The 18,659-nt window shown below is 37.0% G+C and carries 14 protein-coding genes; 12 read left to right on the forward strand and 2 right to left on the reverse strand.

The features are described from left to right. The first annotated feature begins 56 nt into the window (after nt 1–56). From MHI40_RS01240 to MHI40_RS01270, 7 genes are all read left to right on the forward strand, one after another. Nucleotides 57–1,754 carry a glycoside hydrolase family 13 protein gene (locus MHI40_RS01240; RefSeq protein WP_340761191.1) on the forward strand — a complete coding sequence of 566 codons (1,698 nt, stop codon included), beginning with the start codon at nt 57–59 and terminating at the stop codon, nt 1,752–1,754. Continuing rightward, a complete protein-coding gene (locus MHI40_RS01245; protein ID WP_340761192.1) occupies nt 1,751–2,647 on the forward strand; it encodes an ROK family protein in 897 nt (298 codons plus the stop codon). The genes MHI40_RS01240 and MHI40_RS01245 overlap by 4 nt, the downstream gene beginning before the upstream one ends. A gap of 392 nt (nt 2,648–3,039) precedes the next feature. Beyond that, nucleotides 3,040–4,338, forward strand: a complete 1,299-nt coding sequence (locus MHI40_RS01250; RefSeq protein WP_340761193.1) for an ABC transporter substrate-binding protein — start codon at nt 3,040–3,042, stop codon at nt 4,336–4,338. Between the two features lie 122 nt (nt 4,339–4,460). Further along, the gene (locus MHI40_RS01255; protein ID WP_093536446.1) at nt 4,461–5,321 is read left to right on the forward strand and encodes a carbohydrate ABC transporter permease; all 861 of its coding nucleotides are present in this window, start codon (nt 4,461–4,463) and stop codon (nt 5,319–5,321) included. Then, a complete protein-coding gene (locus MHI40_RS01260; protein ID WP_093536444.1) occupies nt 5,321–6,136 on the forward strand; it encodes a carbohydrate ABC transporter permease in 816 nt (271 codons plus the stop codon). The genes MHI40_RS01255 and MHI40_RS01260 overlap by 1 nt, the downstream gene beginning before the upstream one ends. 23 nt (nt 6,137–6,159) lie before the next feature. Next, nucleotides 6,160–7,182, forward strand: a complete 1,023-nt coding sequence (locus MHI40_RS01265) for a LacI family DNA-binding transcriptional regulator (protein ID WP_340761195.1) — start codon at nt 6,160–6,162, stop codon at nt 7,180–7,182. 26 nt (nt 7,183–7,208) lie between these two features. Then, complete coding sequence (locus MHI40_RS01270; protein ID WP_340761196.1) at nt 7,209–8,870, forward strand: glycoside hydrolase family 13 protein; 1,662 nt, start codon at nt 7,209–7,211, stop codon at nt 8,868–8,870. A gap of 173 nt (nt 8,871–9,043) precedes the next feature. Here the strand turns inward: MHI40_RS01270 and MHI40_RS01275 are convergent, their stop codons facing one another. Further along, nucleotides 9,044–10,324 carry a glucose-6-phosphate isomerase gene (locus MHI40_RS01275; RefSeq protein ID WP_340761198.1) on the reverse strand — a complete coding sequence of 427 codons (1,281 nt, stop codon included), beginning with the start codon at nt 10,322–10,324 and terminating at the stop codon, nt 9,044–9,046. A gap of 168 nt (nt 10,325–10,492) precedes the next feature. Beyond that, nucleotides 10,493–10,966: a general stress protein gene (locus tag MHI40_RS01280; RefSeq protein WP_093536418.1), complete on the reverse strand. Its 474-nt coding sequence runs from the start codon at nt 10,964–10,966 to the stop codon at nt 10,493–10,495. A gap of 193 nt (nt 10,967–11,159) precedes the next feature. Between MHI40_RS01280 and MHI40_RS01285 the strand changes: the two genes are divergently transcribed. From MHI40_RS01285 to MHI40_RS01305, 5 genes are all read left to right on the forward strand, one after another. Further along, nucleotides 11,160–11,579 (forward strand): MerR family transcriptional regulator, encoded by a 420-nt coding sequence (locus MHI40_RS01285; RefSeq protein WP_340761199.1) that lies wholly within the window; start codon nt 11,160–11,162, stop codon nt 11,577–11,579. Between the two features lie 35 nt (nt 11,580–11,614). Next, nucleotides 11,615–12,916, forward strand: coding sequence for a hemolysin family protein (locus MHI40_RS01290; protein ID WP_093536414.1), 1,302 nt, complete (start codon nt 11,615–11,617; stop codon nt 12,914–12,916). A 189-nt stretch (nt 12,917–13,105) separates the two neighbouring features. Next, on the forward strand, nt 13,106–16,246 hold the full coding sequence (locus tag MHI40_RS01295) for an SNF2 helicase associated domain-containing protein (RefSeq protein ID WP_445678318.1): 3,141 nt from the start codon (nt 13,106–13,108) through the stop codon (nt 16,244–16,246). Nucleotides 16,247–16,811: 565 nt separating this feature from the next. Continuing rightward, entirely contained in the window at nt 16,812–17,996 is a 1,185-nt protein-coding gene (locus tag MHI40_RS01300; protein WP_093536410.1) for a ParM/StbA family protein, read from the forward strand. A 9-nt stretch (nt 17,997–18,005) separates the two neighbouring features. Next, nucleotides 18,006–18,623, forward strand: a complete 618-nt coding sequence (locus MHI40_RS01305) for a hypothetical protein (RefSeq protein ID WP_340761201.1) — start codon at nt 18,006–18,008, stop codon at nt 18,621–18,623. Nucleotides 18,624–18,659: the final 36 nt, after the last annotated feature.

Genomic DNA, 18,659 nt, shown 5'->3' on the forward strand with positions numbered 1-18,659 from the left:
TAGATGCTAGAAGATTAGAATAACTCTATTAAGTTACATTTGGGATGGTGAAAAAAATGGGGCAAAAAGTGGATTCTTGGTGGAAAAAAAGTGTTGTATATCAAATATATCCAAGAAGTTTTATGGATTCAAATGGGGATGGTGTTGGAGATATCCAAGGGATTATTTCCAAGCTGGACTATATTCAAAAATTAGGGATTGATGTTCTTTGGTTAAGTCCTGTCTATGATTCTCCAAATGATGACAATGGTTACGATATTAGAAACTATCGGACCATAATGCAGGAGTTTGGAACAATGGAAGATATGGAAAAGCTTATAGAGGAAGCAAAAAAACGTGGTATTCGTATTGTGATGGATTTAGTTGTTAATCATAGTTCAGATGAGCACGAATGGTTTGTGGAGTCGAGAGCCTCAAAAGATTCTAAGTATCGAGACTACTATATTTGGAGAGACGGGAAGGATGGACGTCCCCCTAATAACTGGGAGTCTGTATTTTCAGGGTCTGCTTGGGAAAAAGATGAACTTACGAATTCATATTATTTACATCTGTTCTCCAAGAAACAACCAGATTTAAATTGGGAGCATGAGCCTCTAAGAGAGGACGTGTACCAGCTAATGACTTATTGGTTGGAAAAAGGGATTGGTGGCTTCCGAATGGATGTCATTAACTTTATCTCGAAGGATATGAACTTACCGGATGGTGAAGTACAACCGAATAAGTTATATGGAGATGGAAGCCCGTATTTTATGAATGGCCCTAAAATTCACTCACACTTGAAAGAGATGAATGACAAAGTGTTGAGTAAATATGACATAGTTACAGTAGGAGAAATGCCTGGGGCGACAACCGATGATGCCCGTCTTTACACGAACCCCGACAATAACGAAGTGAATATGGTATTTACATTTGAACATATGGACTTAGATAGTGGGCCTAGCGGAAAGTGGGATGTACAGCCATTGAAGCTAATTGATCTAAAGAGAAATTTCGAAAAATGGCAACATGGACTTCATAATGTGGGTTGGAATAGCTTATATTGGAACAACCATGATCAACCACGGGTAGTATCCCGTTTTGGTAACGATGGAGAATACCGAGAGCTATCTGCTAAAATGTTAGCCATCTGTCTGCATATGCTACAAGGCACCCCTTATATTTACCAAGGGGAAGAGCTGGGAATGACGAATGTAGAATTCCAGAGTATGGAGGATTACCGCGATATTGAGACGTTGAATATGTATAAAGAAAAAATAGAGCAGGGGACTTCGCATAAAGACATTATGAGGGGTATTTATGCTAAAGGTCGAGACAATGCAAGAACACCTATGCAATGGACATCAGATGGTGGTTTCACTACAGGTATTCCTTGGATTCAAATGAATCCTAATACGGAGGAAATAAACGTGGAACAAGCTATAAATGATTCCAATTCTATTTTTTATACGTATCAAAAGCTAATACAGCTTAGAAAACAGCATAATATTATAACAGATGGAAGCTTCCAGCTAGCACTTGCTAATCATCCTAACTTATTTGTTTATAAACGGATGTCGGCGGATGAAGAATGGCTCGTAGTAGCAAATTTCTCCGATCAAATGGAGCGGCTAGAGTGGGAAACTTTTGACCTGCCATCAAAATCACATAGACTTATAATATCAAACTATAATACGGTTCAAACAACTGAAAAAATAGTAGAAATCCGTCCATATGAAGCGTTTGTGGTCGCATTTGAAAAGGGGATAGGGAATTGAAGAAGGTTCTGGGAGTAGATATTGGTGGAACGAAAATCCGGATGGGTGTTGTCAACGAACAGGGTGAAGTTCTGGTAGATAAGACGATACCAACTATTTTGCCGCTATATCCCTATTTAGAAGAGCAAATTCTTGCGATAATAAACGATGTGCCTGATATATCGGGTATAGGCATTGGAACAAGAGGGATGGTAGATGCAGAAACTGGTGTCATTACATTTGAAACAGAAATGCCAGGCTGGCAAGGCACCCCTGTCAAAGCATTACTAGAAGCTGCAACAGGACTTCCTGTAGAGATCAACAATGATGCCAATTGTGCTGCGCTAGCTGAAGCGAGACTGGGTGCAGCAGCAGAGTACAAACAGGTCGTTTGCCTAACAGTGGGAACAAAGCTGGGTGGGGGTATTGTTCTTGACGGTAAAGTGATGAACGGGATAAATGGTGGCGGTGGTGAGGTTGGTCACTTAATCTTATATCCAAACGGTATAGTATGTGGATGTGGAAGACCTGGCTGTAGTGAAGAGTATGTATCCGGAACAGCTATTAAGAGACTTATTCAGGAGCAGAATGTGATCAATGCAGAAACGAACGAATTGGCGAAACCTCATGATGTATTCCGTTTAGCTGCGAATGGTCATACGGGTGCAATAGCAGTTCGTGATCGCTTCCTATCGGACTTTGCCATCGTTATCTCTAGTCTTCAAGCGGTGCTAGATATGGACTGTGTTGTTATAGGGGGCGGAGTATCTGACTCTGCTGATTTCTGGTGGGAAGAACTTCTAGCAAAAGTAGAACCTTTAAAACTGAAGCCAGTTCAAGTGAAAAGAGCAACTTTCGGCAATGAAGCGGGAATGCTGGGAGCAGCTATGCTTGTAATAGATTCAAACAAGTAAACTAAAGATATACAAACATTTTTGTATAATTTAAATTCAAAAAAGGTCTTGTCCAATGTGGGCCAGACCCTTTTTGAGTGGCTGAATCTGTCATAGTCGTACTCAACTTTTTCTGGTCAACTTTGTAAACATGAAAAAAATGTTCTATCAATAGAAGAGCTTGCTAAACTAATAGAAGTAATAAGTATTGAAACGATACCGTCTAGATAATAGGGTGACAATATTTATGTGAAATAAAAGACAGAATTCATATTTAAATCACTATTGTCATCTTATTATGAATATGGTAGGATTGTTTTAACAACTTGTGCAAACGCTTTCGCAAGCTTTGTTATTATTTTTAATCTTTTGTGCAAACGTTTTCGCAAATACAAAAAAGGGTGGGAGAAAGTATGAAGAATAAATGGCGCGCAGGTTTTCTAGCAGCTTCATTAGGTATTGCAGGGGTATTAGCAGGATGTAGCTCGGATGGGGAAAATTCTTCAAGTGGTGATTCTAGTAAAGATGTAAAAATAGACATTTTCCAATTTAAAGTGGAATTTAAAGATCAATTTGAAGCGGTAGCAGAAGCATATGAAAAAGAAAATGAAGGAGTCGACATTAATATTACTACTGTCGGTGGTGGAGAGGACTACGGTGCTGCTCTTCGTTCGAAATTTGCCTCAGGAAACGAACCAGCTATTTATAATATCGGAGGACCCCAGGATGTATCAGATTGGTCAGACAAATTAGCTGATCTATCAGGCACTGCAGCAGCAGACGCAGCTCAAAAGGGTTCTTTAGATGGAGTTTCTGTGGATGGGAAAGTTTTAGGACTACCATTTAACCAAGAGGGATATGGCTTTATTTATAACAAAAATGTATTTGAAAAAGCGGGTATTGACCCTGCTTCTATCATAGACTTTGCTTCTTTAGAAGCTGCAGTAAAAGAGCTTGATAGCCAAAAAGCAGACCTAGGCTTAGAATCTGTATTTGCATTACCAGGGAAAGAAACTTGGGTAACTGGTTTACATTTATCTAACACTTTCATTGCACCAGAATTTGATAATAATGTGTTAACAGCATATGAATCGAAAACAATCGATTATAAATATGGCGACGCATTCAAAAAAATTCTTGACCTTCAAAACGATTACTCTGCACAACCAACTGTTAGTTTAGATTACTCTAAACAAGTTGAGGAATTATTCTCTCTACAAAAAGTAGCTATGATTCAACAAGGTAACTGGGTATATGGATCAATAGCAGGAATTGATGAAGACTTCGCAGCAAACGATATCGGACTTCTTCCTATTCCTGTTGAAGGATATGAAGGAGATAGTATTCCAGTAGGAATTCCAATGTACTGGGGCGTAAATAGCAATGCAGACGAAGCAGTAGTGGAAGAATCAAAAAAATTCATAGACTGGTTATACACGTCTGATGCTGGAAAAGAAACAGTATTAAATGACTTTAAATTTATACCTGCATATGAAGGGTACGATTCATCTAAAATCTCTGATCCGCTTTCAAAAGCTGTGTATGAATATGCGGAGCAAGGAAAAACAATTGGTTGGACATTCATGGGTTATCCAACTGGATGGGGTCAAGATGAGTTGGGCGTACAAATACAGAAGTACCTTAGCGACGAAGCAAGTTGGGAAGAAGTTATAGAAGCAACTAAAGAATCATGGGAATCTTCACGTAAATAATAAATAATTGGTTTAAACAAAGTAGCACTTGTGCTACTTTGTTTTGTCAAAAGGATAAAAAATGGTGCTACTTTCAAAATTGTTTAGAGGAAGAGCATCGTTGTAACTTTGGAGGTGAGCGCATGCGCACAAAAGACTTAGCGTATTGGTTGTTTTTATTGCCGGTTTTAGTAGCATTAACGATAGTAGTAGTTGCTCCATTATTTTTAGGGGTATATTATTCTTTCACTGATTGGAATGGAATTCAGACAAACAATTTTGTCGGATTTGATAACTATGTTGCCTTGTTCCAGGATGAACGTTTTCTAGATTCTCTATGGTTCACGGTTAAGTTTTCGGTCGTATCTATATTCCTTATTAACGCGATTGGGTTGTCATTGGCGCTGCTTGTGACTGCCAATTTAAAATCTAATAAATTATTGAGAACGATTTTCTTTATGCCAAACTTAATCGGCGGATTAATCTTAGGATTTATCTGGCAGTTTATATTTACTAAGGCATTTGATGGATTTGGTTCCCTGTTAGGAATAGAAAGTTTACAAGGGTGGTTATCAACATCTACCACTGGTTTTTGGGCATTAGTTATTTTAATGAGCTGGCAAATGTCAGGGTATATCATGGTTATATATATTGCTTACTTAGAAGGAATTTCAAATGAACTGCTAGAGGCAGCTGAAATAGATGGAGCAAGTCCTTTCCAACGTTTCCGTCTAGTTGTATTCCCATTAGTAGCTCCGGCTTTTACAGTTAGTATGTTTTTAACACTTTCCAATACATTCAAGCTATACGATCAAAACTTGTCGTTAACGGGTGGAGGTCCATATAACTCAACGCAAATGGTTGCGATGGAAATTTTTAATACAGCTTTTGGTCGCTATGAAATGGCCTACGCACAATCGAAAGCAGTTATATTTTTCTTGATTGTGGCAGCAATTGCTTTATTGCAAGTGTATATTAGCAAGAAACGTGAGGTGGAAATGTAATGCGTAAAAAGTATTTAATTCCCCTTGAAGTATTAGGGATTTTCCTAGCCCTTATCTGGCTAGCTCCGTTTTATCTAATGATCGTAAATTCGTTAAAAACGAAACGTGAAATTTTTGAAGATACACTAAAACCGCCTAGTTCAGCAACATTTGATAACTACGTGCAAGCATTTAATGAATTAGACTTTCTTAGAACATTTGGGAATTCCCTATTAATCACAGTAGTTAGTGTTGCACTTATCATTGTCTTTTCTGCAATGGCAGCATATGCTCTTTCACGTGCAAAAAGTAGATTTAGTACGATAATCTTTTTCGTATTCGTAGCAGCTATGCTAATCCCGTTCCAATCAGTTATGATTCCACTTGTAACGATTTTCGGGAAGTTTGAAATGCTGAATCGTGCTGGTTTAATATTCATGTATATAGGTTTTGGTGCAAGTTTATCGATATTCCTTTATCACGGAGCCTTAAATTCTATTCCACGATCATTGGACGAAGCAGCTACAATAGATGGTGCAAATAAATTCCAAGTTTTTTGGCATATAATACTACCGTTGTTAAAACCGATAACAGTAACAGTTGGAATTCTAAATACCATTTGGATTTGGAATGACTACTTACTTCCTTCGTTGGTTATTAACCAGGAAGGGAAAGAAACAATTCCGCTTAAAATGTTCTTTTTCTTTGGAGAATATACAAAACAATGGCATCTTGCTTTAGCAGGTCTGACATTAGCAATTATTCCAGTAATCATTGCATACTTCTTTGCACAACGCGAAATTATAAAAGGTGTATCTGATGGTGCTATAAAATAATTTAGGAAAGGAGGGAGTTCCATATGACTGTTACAATTATCGATGTAGCAAGAGAGGCAAATGTGTCTCCATCTACAGTTTCCCGTGTAATTGCAGACAATCCACGAATCAGCGAACAAACGAAACGAAGAGTTAGAGAAGTGATGGAAAGACTAGAATATCACCCTAATTTTCAAGCGAGAAACCTAGCTTCTAAAAGTACAAAAACTATTGGAGTGATTATGGCCCATTCGACTACGCTTGCGTTTCAAAATCCTTTCTTTCCTGAAGTTATTCGAGGGATTTGCTCTAGAGCTCATGCCAGTATGTATGGAATCTATCTGTCCACTGGTGGCACGGAGGATGAAATATTCGAGGAAGTTGTCTCGATGGTACAAGGAAGAAAAGTGGATGGAATTATCCTTCTCTATTCCCGTGTAAATGATCGAACAATGAATTATTTAAAGGAAACGAGATTCCCATTCACGATGGTGGGACGTCCTTATCAATTTGATGATGAAATTACATATGTAGATAATGACAATAAAAAAATTGCTCACGATATGGTAGATTATTTGTATCAACGCGGGCATCGTCAAATTGCATTTATCGGAGGAAATCTTAACTTTGTCGTATCCACCGACCGTCTCGAGGGATATCGACAGGCGTTAATCGATGCTGAATTACCCAACTCAGATGATTATTTTATACAGGATCAGGCTTTTAAAGAAAAAGGAAATAAAAGTATTCATGAGTTAATGCAGTTAGCAGCACCACCTACGGCTATCGTGGCCCATGACGACCTAGTTGCATATGAAATTGTTCGCTATTTAGAAGAATTATCTATCCGAGTTCCAGCGGATATTTCTATTGTTAGCTTTAATAACCATGCCTTATCTGCTTATGTGAGTCCTCCATTAACTTCACTCGATATTTCAATATTTGATCTTGGTTTTGAAGCAACAAAATTTTTATTGGAAAAAGTTCAGAATACAGAAGCCCCTGTCGTGCACCATCTAGTAGAAACAAATTTGATTGAACGAGAATCATGTAAAAATATTGGCTAGACCAATTAAAATAAAAGAGGTAGATTATGAAAGAAAATTGGTGGAAAGAAGCTGTGGCGTATCAGATATATCCACGTAGCTTTCAAGATTCAAATGGTGATGGAGTAGGGGACTTACAGGGAATAATGTCTAGGCTGGATTATCTACAAGATTTAGGAATTGATGTTATCTGGATTTGTCCTATGTATCAATCACCCAATGATGATAATGGCTATGATATAAGCGATTATCAAGCAATCATGGCTGAGTTTGGAACAATGGAAGACTTTGATGCCTTGTTAGAGGAAGTTCATAGACGTGGCATGAAATTAATCATGGATTTAGTGATCAATCATACGAGTGATGAACACCCTTGGTTTATCGAATCACGTTCTTCAAAATTAAGTGAAAAAAGAGACTGGTATATTTGGCGCGACGGTGTAGAGGGAAAAGAACCAAACAATTGGGCTAGTATATTCAATGGACCTGCTTGGGAGCTTGATGAAGAGACCCAACAATATTATTTACATTTGTTTTCCAAGAAGCAACCAGACTTGAACTGGGAAAACAGTGACGTTCGTAATGCCTTGTATTCAATGGTCAACTGGTGGTTAGATAAGGGTATTGACGGCTTCCGTGTAGATGCAATCAGTCATATTAAGAAAGACATAACATTTAGTGACATGGCCCCTGTATCAGGTATCCCATATGTTCCAGCATGGGAAAAGTATATGAATGTGCCGGGAATTATGCCGTTCTTAGATGAGTTGAAGAAGGAAACTTTCGCTAAATACGATATTATGACAGTCGGTGAAGCAAATGGTGTAGGAATTGATGAAATATCCGAATGGGTAGACGAATCTGAAGGAAAGTTTAATATGATTTTCCAATTCGAACATTTAAGTCTATGGGATGCTGAAACAACAAAGTTAGATATCCCCGGTCTTAAACAGGTATTAACTAGGTGGCAAAAGGCTTTAGAGGGAAGCGGCTGGAACGCTCTATTCATAGAAAATCATGATAAGGCGCGATCTGTTTCCACTTGGGGGAGCGACACAGAATTTTGGAGAGAAAGTGCAACAGCGTTAGCGGCAATGTACTTTTTTATGCAAGGAACTCCATTTATTTATCAAGGTCAGGAGTTGGGAATGACCAATGTCGATTTCTCTTCTATCACAGATTATAATGACGTTGCAACCAAGAATTTATACAACTACCGAACTGGTCAAGGTGAATCACATGAACAAGTGATGGGAATTATTCGAGCTACAAGTCGTGATAATTCAAGAACACCAATGCAGTGGTCCTCGGACGAATCTGCAGGGTTCTCCAGTGGAACACCATGGCTTGGTCTAAATCCAAACTATAAAGCAATTAATGTAGAGGCTCAAGAGCAAGATCCTAAGTCAATTTTAAACTTCTACAAACAAATGATACAATTACGCAAAAAAGAAATAATTTTCACTTACGGTATATACGATTTAGTGTTAGAAAGTCATCCAACGTTGTATGCTTATACCCGTACAATGGGACAACAAAAGGTAATAGTCCTATCTAACTTATCGGATGAAGCAGTAACAGTGACAGCTGCAGAAGGTATTACGTACAAGCATGAGAATCTACTGTTAGCTAACCTAGAAGTAGGAGTTCATACAGAGGCAACTATATTACAACTGTCTCCTTATGAAGCAAGGATTTATCAATTATAGAGAAACGTCTTGTCCAATGCGGGCAAGACGTTTTCGTTGTAAGGTAGTTATGCAAATAAAAGAAAAATGAAGAGGCGATTAGTGACATAACCCACTAATCGCCTCTTCATGCCTCGCTGGAATATAGATTAACCAATTCAAAGCTCCCTCAGAGGGTGTCTAACTCTCGTACCTTAATAACCTGGTTTTTTTAGAATTTTAAAGATATTATTCTTATAGTCTTCCACACCAGGTTGGTCAAAGGGATTAATATCTAGTAAGTATGCGCTATAAGCACATGAAATCATATAGAAATACAACAAATGTCCGATATGTTCCTCGTCAATTTGCTCAATGGTTAAGGAAACTTGTGGTACACCGCCATCTAAGTGGGCGCTAGCAGTTGCTTCGTGGCAAGCGTGGTTGAATTCATGAAGCGTTAATCCACTTAAATAGTTTAGTTCATCGCCATCATTTTCTGCCTCGAATACAGTTAAATCATCATTAGCTTTTTCAACTGTCAAAAATGTTTCAAATAACATGCGTTTTCCATCTTGAATGTATTGGCCTAATGAGTGCAGATCTGTTGAATAGACAACGGAAGCAGGGAAGATACCTTTACCTTCTTTACCTTCACTTTCCCCAAACAGTTGCTTCCACCATTCTTGAATATAGCGAAGTTTTTCATCAAAGGTTGCCATAATTTCGACCGGATAACCAGCATCATACAAATGCTTACGAATAATAGCATACTGAATAGCACTGTTTCTTGTTGGATCAACAAGATTGAATTCCTCTTGTGCTTTTGTAGCACCACCCATTAGTTTTGCAATATCATATCCTGCAGCCGCGATTGGAAGTAAGCCAACTGCCGTAAATACCGAATATCTACCTCCAATATCATTTGGCACGACATAACGTTTATATCCCTTTTCAATTGCAAGTGATAAAAGGGCACCTTTTTCTTCATCTGTAGTGACGATAATACGAGATGTTGCCTGTTCACCGTAGCGTTTTTCCATGTATTGCTGTAAAAAACGGAATGCTAATGCTGGTTCGGTCGTTTTACCAGACTTGGATATTACATTTAAAGACACTTCTTTTCCATCTAAGTACGACATCAATTGTTTCAGATACTCTCCACTGACCATGTGACCGGCAAAAATTACTTCCAGACCTTCTTTTGTTTCAAATGGTGTCGAAAGTGCTTCAATTACCGCTTTAGAACCTAGATAAGATCCGCCAATTCCGATAACGACAAGGACATCCGATGTAGAACGAACTTGTTCAGCTGTATTTTGAATATCTTGAAGAAATTCATTACTCATATTGCCTGGCCAATCAACCCATCCTAAAAAGTCAGCTCCAGCAGCTGATTTTGTATGTATCCCTTCATGTATTGCATTTAGTCGATTCTTCACTTCAAGTGTAACCAATTGTGAATAATCCCCCGAATAATTTACATTAATATTCATACGAATCCCCTTTGTAATACTGCATTTATTACTACTAATCTTATCATTAAACAGATATAAAAACGAGCATATGATACAAGAAGATTTTGTTCGTACTATACAAAAAATCCCTAAACTAGTATGTAAAGTTTAGGGATAGAACAGATAGTTTCTAACGCGATATAAAAATTAACGTTCTCCTCGGTCACTTAGCGGGTATTGGTTTAAACGGTTCTCTACATCTTTTGCACGGATGGGTTCTCCAGGACCTTCTAATTCATCTCCATCATAAGAAGAGTCCGATTGATTTTTAATATAGTTATCATAAACAGCGCCATAGTTCTTGTCTACATACAGGAGAATTCCTCCATTTTTCACTTCACTATAATAACGTTCAGACTCTTCATCAGTAAATCCCATTTGACTAAAGGCTGCACGAACTGGCTCATCACCCATCAAAAATGCTTTGAATTTATCTAACCAGTTACCTTCTACAGATTCTAACTCTACAGCTGTTTGTCCTCGCACGATTGAAAGTGATTCCTTGTCATCTGTTACGACATAAATATCGTCATCCACATATCCTTCTAATTTTAGTTCATTGATTTTGTCTAATACTTCCTGTTCTGTTAGAAATGATCCCACAAATTTTTTATCTGCCATTTTAAAGACCTCCATATTTTTTAGTATTGCTATTAATTTACCCATTAGAGCCTGTCATAAACAAAGACATTTCTCTTCAAAGTTTAAAGGGTAGAAAAATATATTTTCTTTTAAGAACACATAGGTTGTGTAATTTTCTACACTAAATAATTGCTTATATACTTAACTACTATTATACTTAAACTATAACGTGATGGTTTGGAGTGATCTAATTGGGATCGAAAAACTAAGAATTGGTGAATTAGCAGAAAAAACAGGTATAACTAGACGGACAATAGATTATTATACAACGCTTGGCTTACTACAAGCTGAACGTTCCGCTTCTAATTATCGTTATTACTCTATAGAAATGATCGAGAAACTACGATTAATTGAGGAGAAAAAAGCATCTGGAATGTCTTTGGAAGCTATCAAAAAACAATTTGAAGAGGTTCAAATTGAAGAGGTAGATATTCAGGAGTTACGTTTACAAATGCAATATTTAGAAAAAGAAGTTACTCATTTAATAGAACAGATTAATTCAGAGGAAAAAGCTACTCAACACAATATAAAACAAAAAGTCTCATCAGAAAGCGTTGCGCTAATGCAATCTTTACTTTTACTTATCACTTAGGAGGTGAAGTCTTACTATTATAGTAAGACAACTTATTGACCGTATTAAACTTAACTATATTCATTATTTTATTAGCATTAACAGGATTTTTTGTTGCAACAGAGTTTGCAATCGTTAAGGTAAGGCATTCGAGAATAGATCAGCTTGTGGCTGAGGGCCGTAAAGGATCGCTTGCAGCAAAACATGTTACCACACATCTAGATGAATACTTATCGGCCTGTCAGTTAGGAATTACTGTTACAGCACTTGGTATTGGGATGGTGGGTGAATCGACATTTGAATTCATCCTACATCCTTTGTTTAATGGTATCGGTATTAGTACTGAATATATTCATTACTTTACAATCGGTGGTGCGTTTGCCATTGCAACATTTTTACACGTAGTAGTTGGGGAGTTAGCTCCCAAAACGGTTGCAATTCAAAAGGCGGAAGCTGTATCCCTTCTTTTTGCCAAGCCCATTATGATTTTCTATAGAATTTTATACCCGTTTATTTGGTTCTTAAATGGTTCCGCCCGTATTTTAGTAGGTCTATTTGGTATGAAGCCAGCTTCTGAACATGAATTATCTCATACCGAAGAGGAACTGCGATTATTGTTAGCAGAGAGCTTTAAAAGTGGAGAGATAAACCAAAATGAATTGAAATATGTGAATAATGTCTTTGAGTTTGATGATAGAATTGCTCGCGAGATTATGGTGCCACGTACTGAAATTATTGGTTTTGAAAAGAATGCAACATTCCATGAAGTACTTACATTAATTTCCGAAGAGCGCTACACCCGTTATCCTGTTTATGATGGAGACCATGATAATATAATCGGCTTTATAAATATTAAAGACTTTTTGACGCAGGGGATGAGTAATCGGGTTACTGCGGAGACATTTACGATGGAAAGGTTTACAAACCCTGTCATAAATACAATGGATACTATACCGATAAATTCCCTATTATTGAAAATGCAGAAAGAACGTACGCATATTGCTATTCTTTTAGATGAGTATGGTGGTACTTCTGGTCTTGTCACAGTAGAAGATATTCTTGAAGAAATAGTTGGAGAGATTCGTGATGAATTTGATGAAGATGAAATAGCGGACATCCGCAAACTAAAAGATGATCATTATCTAATACACTCAAAAGTATTACTAGACGATGTAGCGAAACTTTTGAAAATTGAGTTAGAAAATCCAGATGTTGATACATTTGGTGGTTGGTATTACACGCAAAATATGGACCTGTTAATGGATAAACAGGTTGAGTATAATGGCTATAAATTCTCTATTTACGAAAAAGATGGTCATCAAATACATTTTATTGAAGCGATAAAAATACCTTCTTAATACCATGCAAGTGAATAATATTGAACCTTCTAGAGCTCAAATCTAGAAGGGTTTTTTTATAGCACTTTACTAGTCGATTTTCAGAGTAGGCAGGAGGGATATGTTAATATAAAGTAAAAAGCCAACAACTATCCGATCAACAGAAATAATTTAGGGAAGATCGAGAAAGGATACACAATGAATTTTTCGATGAATGAAGCAAAGATTAAGCAATTATGTGGGGTTACCGCTTTTAAAAAGGGTAAATCTTATTATCAAGCTGGAAAAGTACATGTGCATTCTTTTCAACCAGATGATTCTATCATAAAAGCAACTGTACATGCAGTCGATGATGTGGAAGTTATGGTAGTAGCAGATGTTGAGGGGAAGGTTGGAGGTACTTGTACTTGTCCGCCTATAGGGTTTGTTAAAACATATTGTCAGCATATTGCAGCAGTGCTCTTTGTAGTAGAGGAAAAGGAAACAGAAGAGCGTCTGGCATCAAGAATGCTTGATTTGTTTGAAAACAGATCTGTGCACCCTACAGCAAAACAGCTACATTTTGATAAAAGACAAACATTACATATTGAATTTATATGTCATCTATTACCACTAGTTGATGGCTGGGATAACGGAATTGGCATTCAGGTAAAGGTGGGTACAAATAGTTTATATAGTATTTCTAACATGAAAGATTTTCTTCGTAATTTGGAGAGACAAGAGCCATTTGAATATGCCTCAGAACAATACTATGCTCCCGAGATATATAGCTTTCCAAAAGAATCAGATGCCGTGCTTCAGCTGTTATTAAAAGGGCAGCATGAGCAATCCCTCCACGCAGATACCTTACTCATCTCAGCATCCGACTGGGATCAGTTAGTCCCGTTGTTAACAGAAGCGCCATTAGTTCGATTCGTTCAGGGGGAAAGAAAATATAGTGGGGTGAAGTTTGGAAGAGATCTTCCACTCCGTTTTGCCTTTGATGAAACGAAGAGGACCAATTACCAACTGAATGTGGAGGGACTTGATCAAATTGTTGTGTTGAAAGGCTATGGATATGCATTCTCACAGGGGATTTTGTATAAGCTTCTTCCAGAAGAATGTATAAGACTTGCCGAACTAAAAGAGATGCTTAATCAGTCTGGAAAACATGAATTAGTCATAACAGAGAGCCAAATCGATTATTTTATGGAGAAAACCATACCAGGGCTTATGAGGCTGGGGTATGTACATATTGCAGAATCTATTTCTAAAAGAATGGGAGAAACTCCACTCCGGGTAAAGCTGTTTTTAGACCGAGTCAAGCATCGAATACTTGCAGGACTTGAATTTCATTATGGACACCTGGTTATAAATCCTTGTGAGGAGATAGAGTCAGATGTTATGCATTATCCGGGTATTAGACGGCAGTTGGATAAAGAACAAAAGATTATCGATGTGCTAATGGAAAGTGGATTTTCTCAAACCTCGGGGGGATTCTACTTGTTTGATGAAGAGGCAGAGTATCACTTTTTATATCATGTGCTATCTGGTATGGAAAAGTGGGTCCAAATATATGCCTCGACAGCAGTTAAATTGCGTGTACAAAGAGGATATATTGGTCCGAGGATTAAAGTAGAAGTAAAAGAGCGAACAGATTGGTTAGAGTTTAAATTCGATTTAAAAGATATTTCAGAGAAGGAAATTCAGCGATTGATGACCTCCATCGAAGAAAAACGGAAATTTTACCGTATTCCAGGAGGTAACTTAGTTTCACTTGAAACCCCTGAATATCAAGCATTATCTAGCTTTATTATTGATATGGGAATCACGATGGATTCATTTGATGATGAAATCCATATACCGTTAATAAAAGGGATGCAAATGATTGATGCTTTAGATCAAAGTGATCTATTAGAACCTGGTGAGAAATTTGCAAAGCTCATGAAAAACTTACATGACCCTGAAAACTCAGAATTGGATGGCGCTATACCTCTGGAAACGATACTTAGAGACTATCAAAAAGTAGGTTTTCGTTGGTTTCAGCTGCTGGCAAAATACAAATTTGGTGGTATACTCGCCGATGATATGGGACTTGGAAAAACCCTTCAAAGTATTGCCTTTATTGAATCTGTTCTTCCAGATATTCGTGCGAGAAATTTACCGGTGTTAATCGTGTGCCCTGCATCGCTATTATACAATTGGAGGAACGAGCTAAAAAAATTTACTCCACATATCCAGGTACAGGTGATAGATGGTAATAAGACAAAAAGAAGTGATTTGTGGAGACACACTTTACATACTGATGTAATAATTACTTCTTATCCAACGCTACGATCGGATACAGATCTGTACCGGGAACGATTTTTTCATACATTGTTCTTAGATGAGGCCCAAGCCTTCAAAAATCCAGTAACCAAAACAGCGAAAGCAGTAAAAATGATCAAAGCAGATTTCCGATTTGCCCTAACAGGAACACCAATCGAGAATACATTAGACGAGCTCTGGTCTATATTCCATGTTGTATTTCCCGAACTATTACCTGGAAGAAGAGCCTTTAGTGAATTAAGTCGTGAAAATATTGCAAAACGGGTCCGACCATTTATTTTGCGTCGGATGAAACAAGATGTATTGAAGGAATTACCAAAGAAAACAGAAACAATGCTCTACTCTGAATTACAAGTCGAACAAAAGACATTATATGCCGCTTATTTGGCTGAACTTAAACAGGATGCACTGAAGCATTTAAAAAAAGGGGATCTTCAAAGGAACCGCATTAGAATATTAGCGGGTTTAACAAGACTTCGACAGCTTTGTTGTCATCCAGCTCTATTTGTAGATGGTTACAAGGGAAGTTCAGCTAAATTTGAACAATTGATGGAGCTTCTAGAAGAGTGCAGAATATCGGGGAGAAGAGTGCTCATTTTTTCTCAGTTTACACAGATGCTAGGAATTATTAGAGGGAGACTTATACGAGAGGGGACTCCTTACTTCTATTTAGATGGACAAACCCCATCTGAAGAACGGGTAGAATTATGTGATCGCTTTAACAACGGAGAAGGGAATCTATTTCTCATTTCGTTAAAAGCAGGAGGCACTGGGTTAAATTTAACTGGAGCTGATACAGTTATTCTTTATGACCTCTGGTGGAATCCAGCAGTGGAGCAGCAGGCCGCTGATCGTGCTCATCGAATGGGTCAAGAAAACGAAGTTCATGTCATACGTTTAATAGCTAAAGGTACGATAGAGGAAAAAATTACTCAGTTACAACATAAAAAACAAAGCCTCATTGATGAGGTCATTCACTCAGGGGAGGATACTTTGTCTGCAATGACAGAACAGGATATTAAAGAGATTTTAATGATTGAATAGGGAGTTTTTAAAGAATAGTCCAAGTGAAGCATAAAAGCTTTGCTTGTTTTTTTTATTTGCTTTTATTCAGAATATGGCGCTCTATATAATCGTTTTTAGTACCTTATTTTTGATTCCTAATAGGAAAGTTAGGTAAATAGATTAAACGCTTTAAATGGCCGATAAGTACTTAATTAACGGAATTGGATAATTTAAATTCTAAATAGTGAACTATAAATAGGCTAAAAGTTATTCTTTCTTTTATTACTTTATTGTAGTAAAAGTACCAAAGAAAGTATTAAAAAATCCCCCTAAATTGAATTTTAGTGATGTATTCATAAGTGTATACAAGTATACAAAAAGAAAACAAAGTGTATACATAATAGTAAACATGTACACAAGCGGGTGTACATGTTGATTTAACAACATGTGTGCAATTATGTATACAAGTATACATAATGAGTAGAGTTGTATACAAAGAGAGATTAAATGTTTACAATTTGAATACATCTTTTGTTGGATTGACCGTGTTTACTCTATAAGATAACCTTAAATTGGTAGAACATATAGATGAAGGGATGATTTGATGAATACTTCAAGAATTTGTGCAATCGATGTAGGAAATGACTCAGTTAAAGCTTTATTTGGTAAGTTAGATTATGAACTCAATATTCCTAACGTAATAGCCGTATCCACAGAAGACAGACCTGTTATAGGAATAGAGGAATTGAATGATAAGGATCCAATTGAAGGAATTCATATTAGAGTTCACTCCCCTGCCCTAAATGATAATAATATAATTTACAGAGTGGGTAGTTTAGCAACAAAAAGTGATAATGCAACTGAATTAGACCCTGGTAGCAACAAATCAGAAGAAGATCAAACATTAGTAATGTTATTTGCTACTTTAGCTTTAGATGCAGTGAGAGAAGAAAACTCAGAACTATTCAAAAAGAATAATAATATAATAGATGCTAACTACACATTGGGTACAGGTTTACCTTTACGTGAAGTAAAAGAAGGTAAGGATGTAGGTTATCGTTCACAACTTTTAGGATCTGTTCACCAAGTGGAATTTTTAGTGACTCCTAAATATCAAGGATTAAAAGTGAATATTAAGTTTGAAGAAGTTAAAATCTATCCTGAAGGATTTGCTGCATATATAAACTTAATAATGGATAATGATCTAAACATTATTAATAGAGATTTGGTAGACAAAAGTATCCTGATTCAAGATATTGGTGGACTATCAACGGATGTAGCAGTTATTAAAAATCGTAATGTAGATGATGATAAAGCGCAGGGGTTCAATTTAGGTGTTTCTGAAGCTCTAGAGTCTATTCGAGAAGAGATTAGATTAAAACATGGTGTAGAACTGGATAGCCGTAGAGATGTGGTAGATATTATCACTAGAAAAAATGATCGAAATCATATTATGGTGAATGGTAGCCGTACAAGCGTTCATGATATTACTGACCGAATTCTGCTAGACTTGGCGAAAAAAGAATATCGTCACTTACGTAATGTTTGGCAAAAAAATTCGCAAACAGAGATATGCTACTTTGTTGGTGGTGGAGCAATTGTATTAAAAGAGTATATCAAAACACTAAACAACAATCTAAATGGATATAACATCGAATTCTTTGAAGATGAAAAAGAGAGCATTTGGATGATGGCAAATGCCTATCATAAATTAATCTCTGATTTTGTGAGAAAGAATAAGAAAGATATAAAAAGTAATGAAGTAGTGAAACAAAAAGTAGAAAAATAAGGTGATTTCATGGAAAAAGCGAGGAACTCTGGTATTCAAAGGGGACAAGCAATTACTTTTCGTCTGCCTTCTGACACTCCTGATCACATTTTAAAGCAAATGCAAAAGTTAAAAGAGACTGAGAGAAGAAACTTTTCAAGTAAAATAGCAGAGTTTGTTTTGGAGGGAGTAAGTACCTCCTTATCTAAGGATAGAGAAACTATAACTATCCCGATGCCTAAGCAGTTAAGTAAGGAACAGCGTAACTGGCTCAAGCATGCACATTCCGAAGCTATGCTAGGAAATATTGTCTATCATTTGTTGTCTGATCCAGTTCGTGCAATGTCTATTCTTGCTTCCCTTAACAGTAATGCCTTAGATATTGACCAAGCCTTATACTTACAAGCTGAGCTTACTGAAGAAGTAGAAGATGAATTAGATATTAGTACTAATACTAGCATTTTGACGGAACGAGAGAATAATCCCCCAGAATTACCCGATGATGAAATCGAAGATGATTTAATGAACTTTGACTGGGAGCAAGCAAAACAAGAGCATGCCATAACTGAAGAAGATTCAGAGGAAAGTACCGAGATGGAAAGCTTGGATGATTTGCTTGGTGACTTTCTTTCCAGGATGAATAAATAATAGTTGAAGTATAAATAGGTAAACTAATACCCCCAA

The organism is Psychrobacillus sp. FSL H8-0510, assembly GCF_038008345.1.
GTDB lineage: Bacteria > Bacillota > Bacilli > Bacillales_A > Planococcaceae > Psychrobacillus > Psychrobacillus psychrotolerans.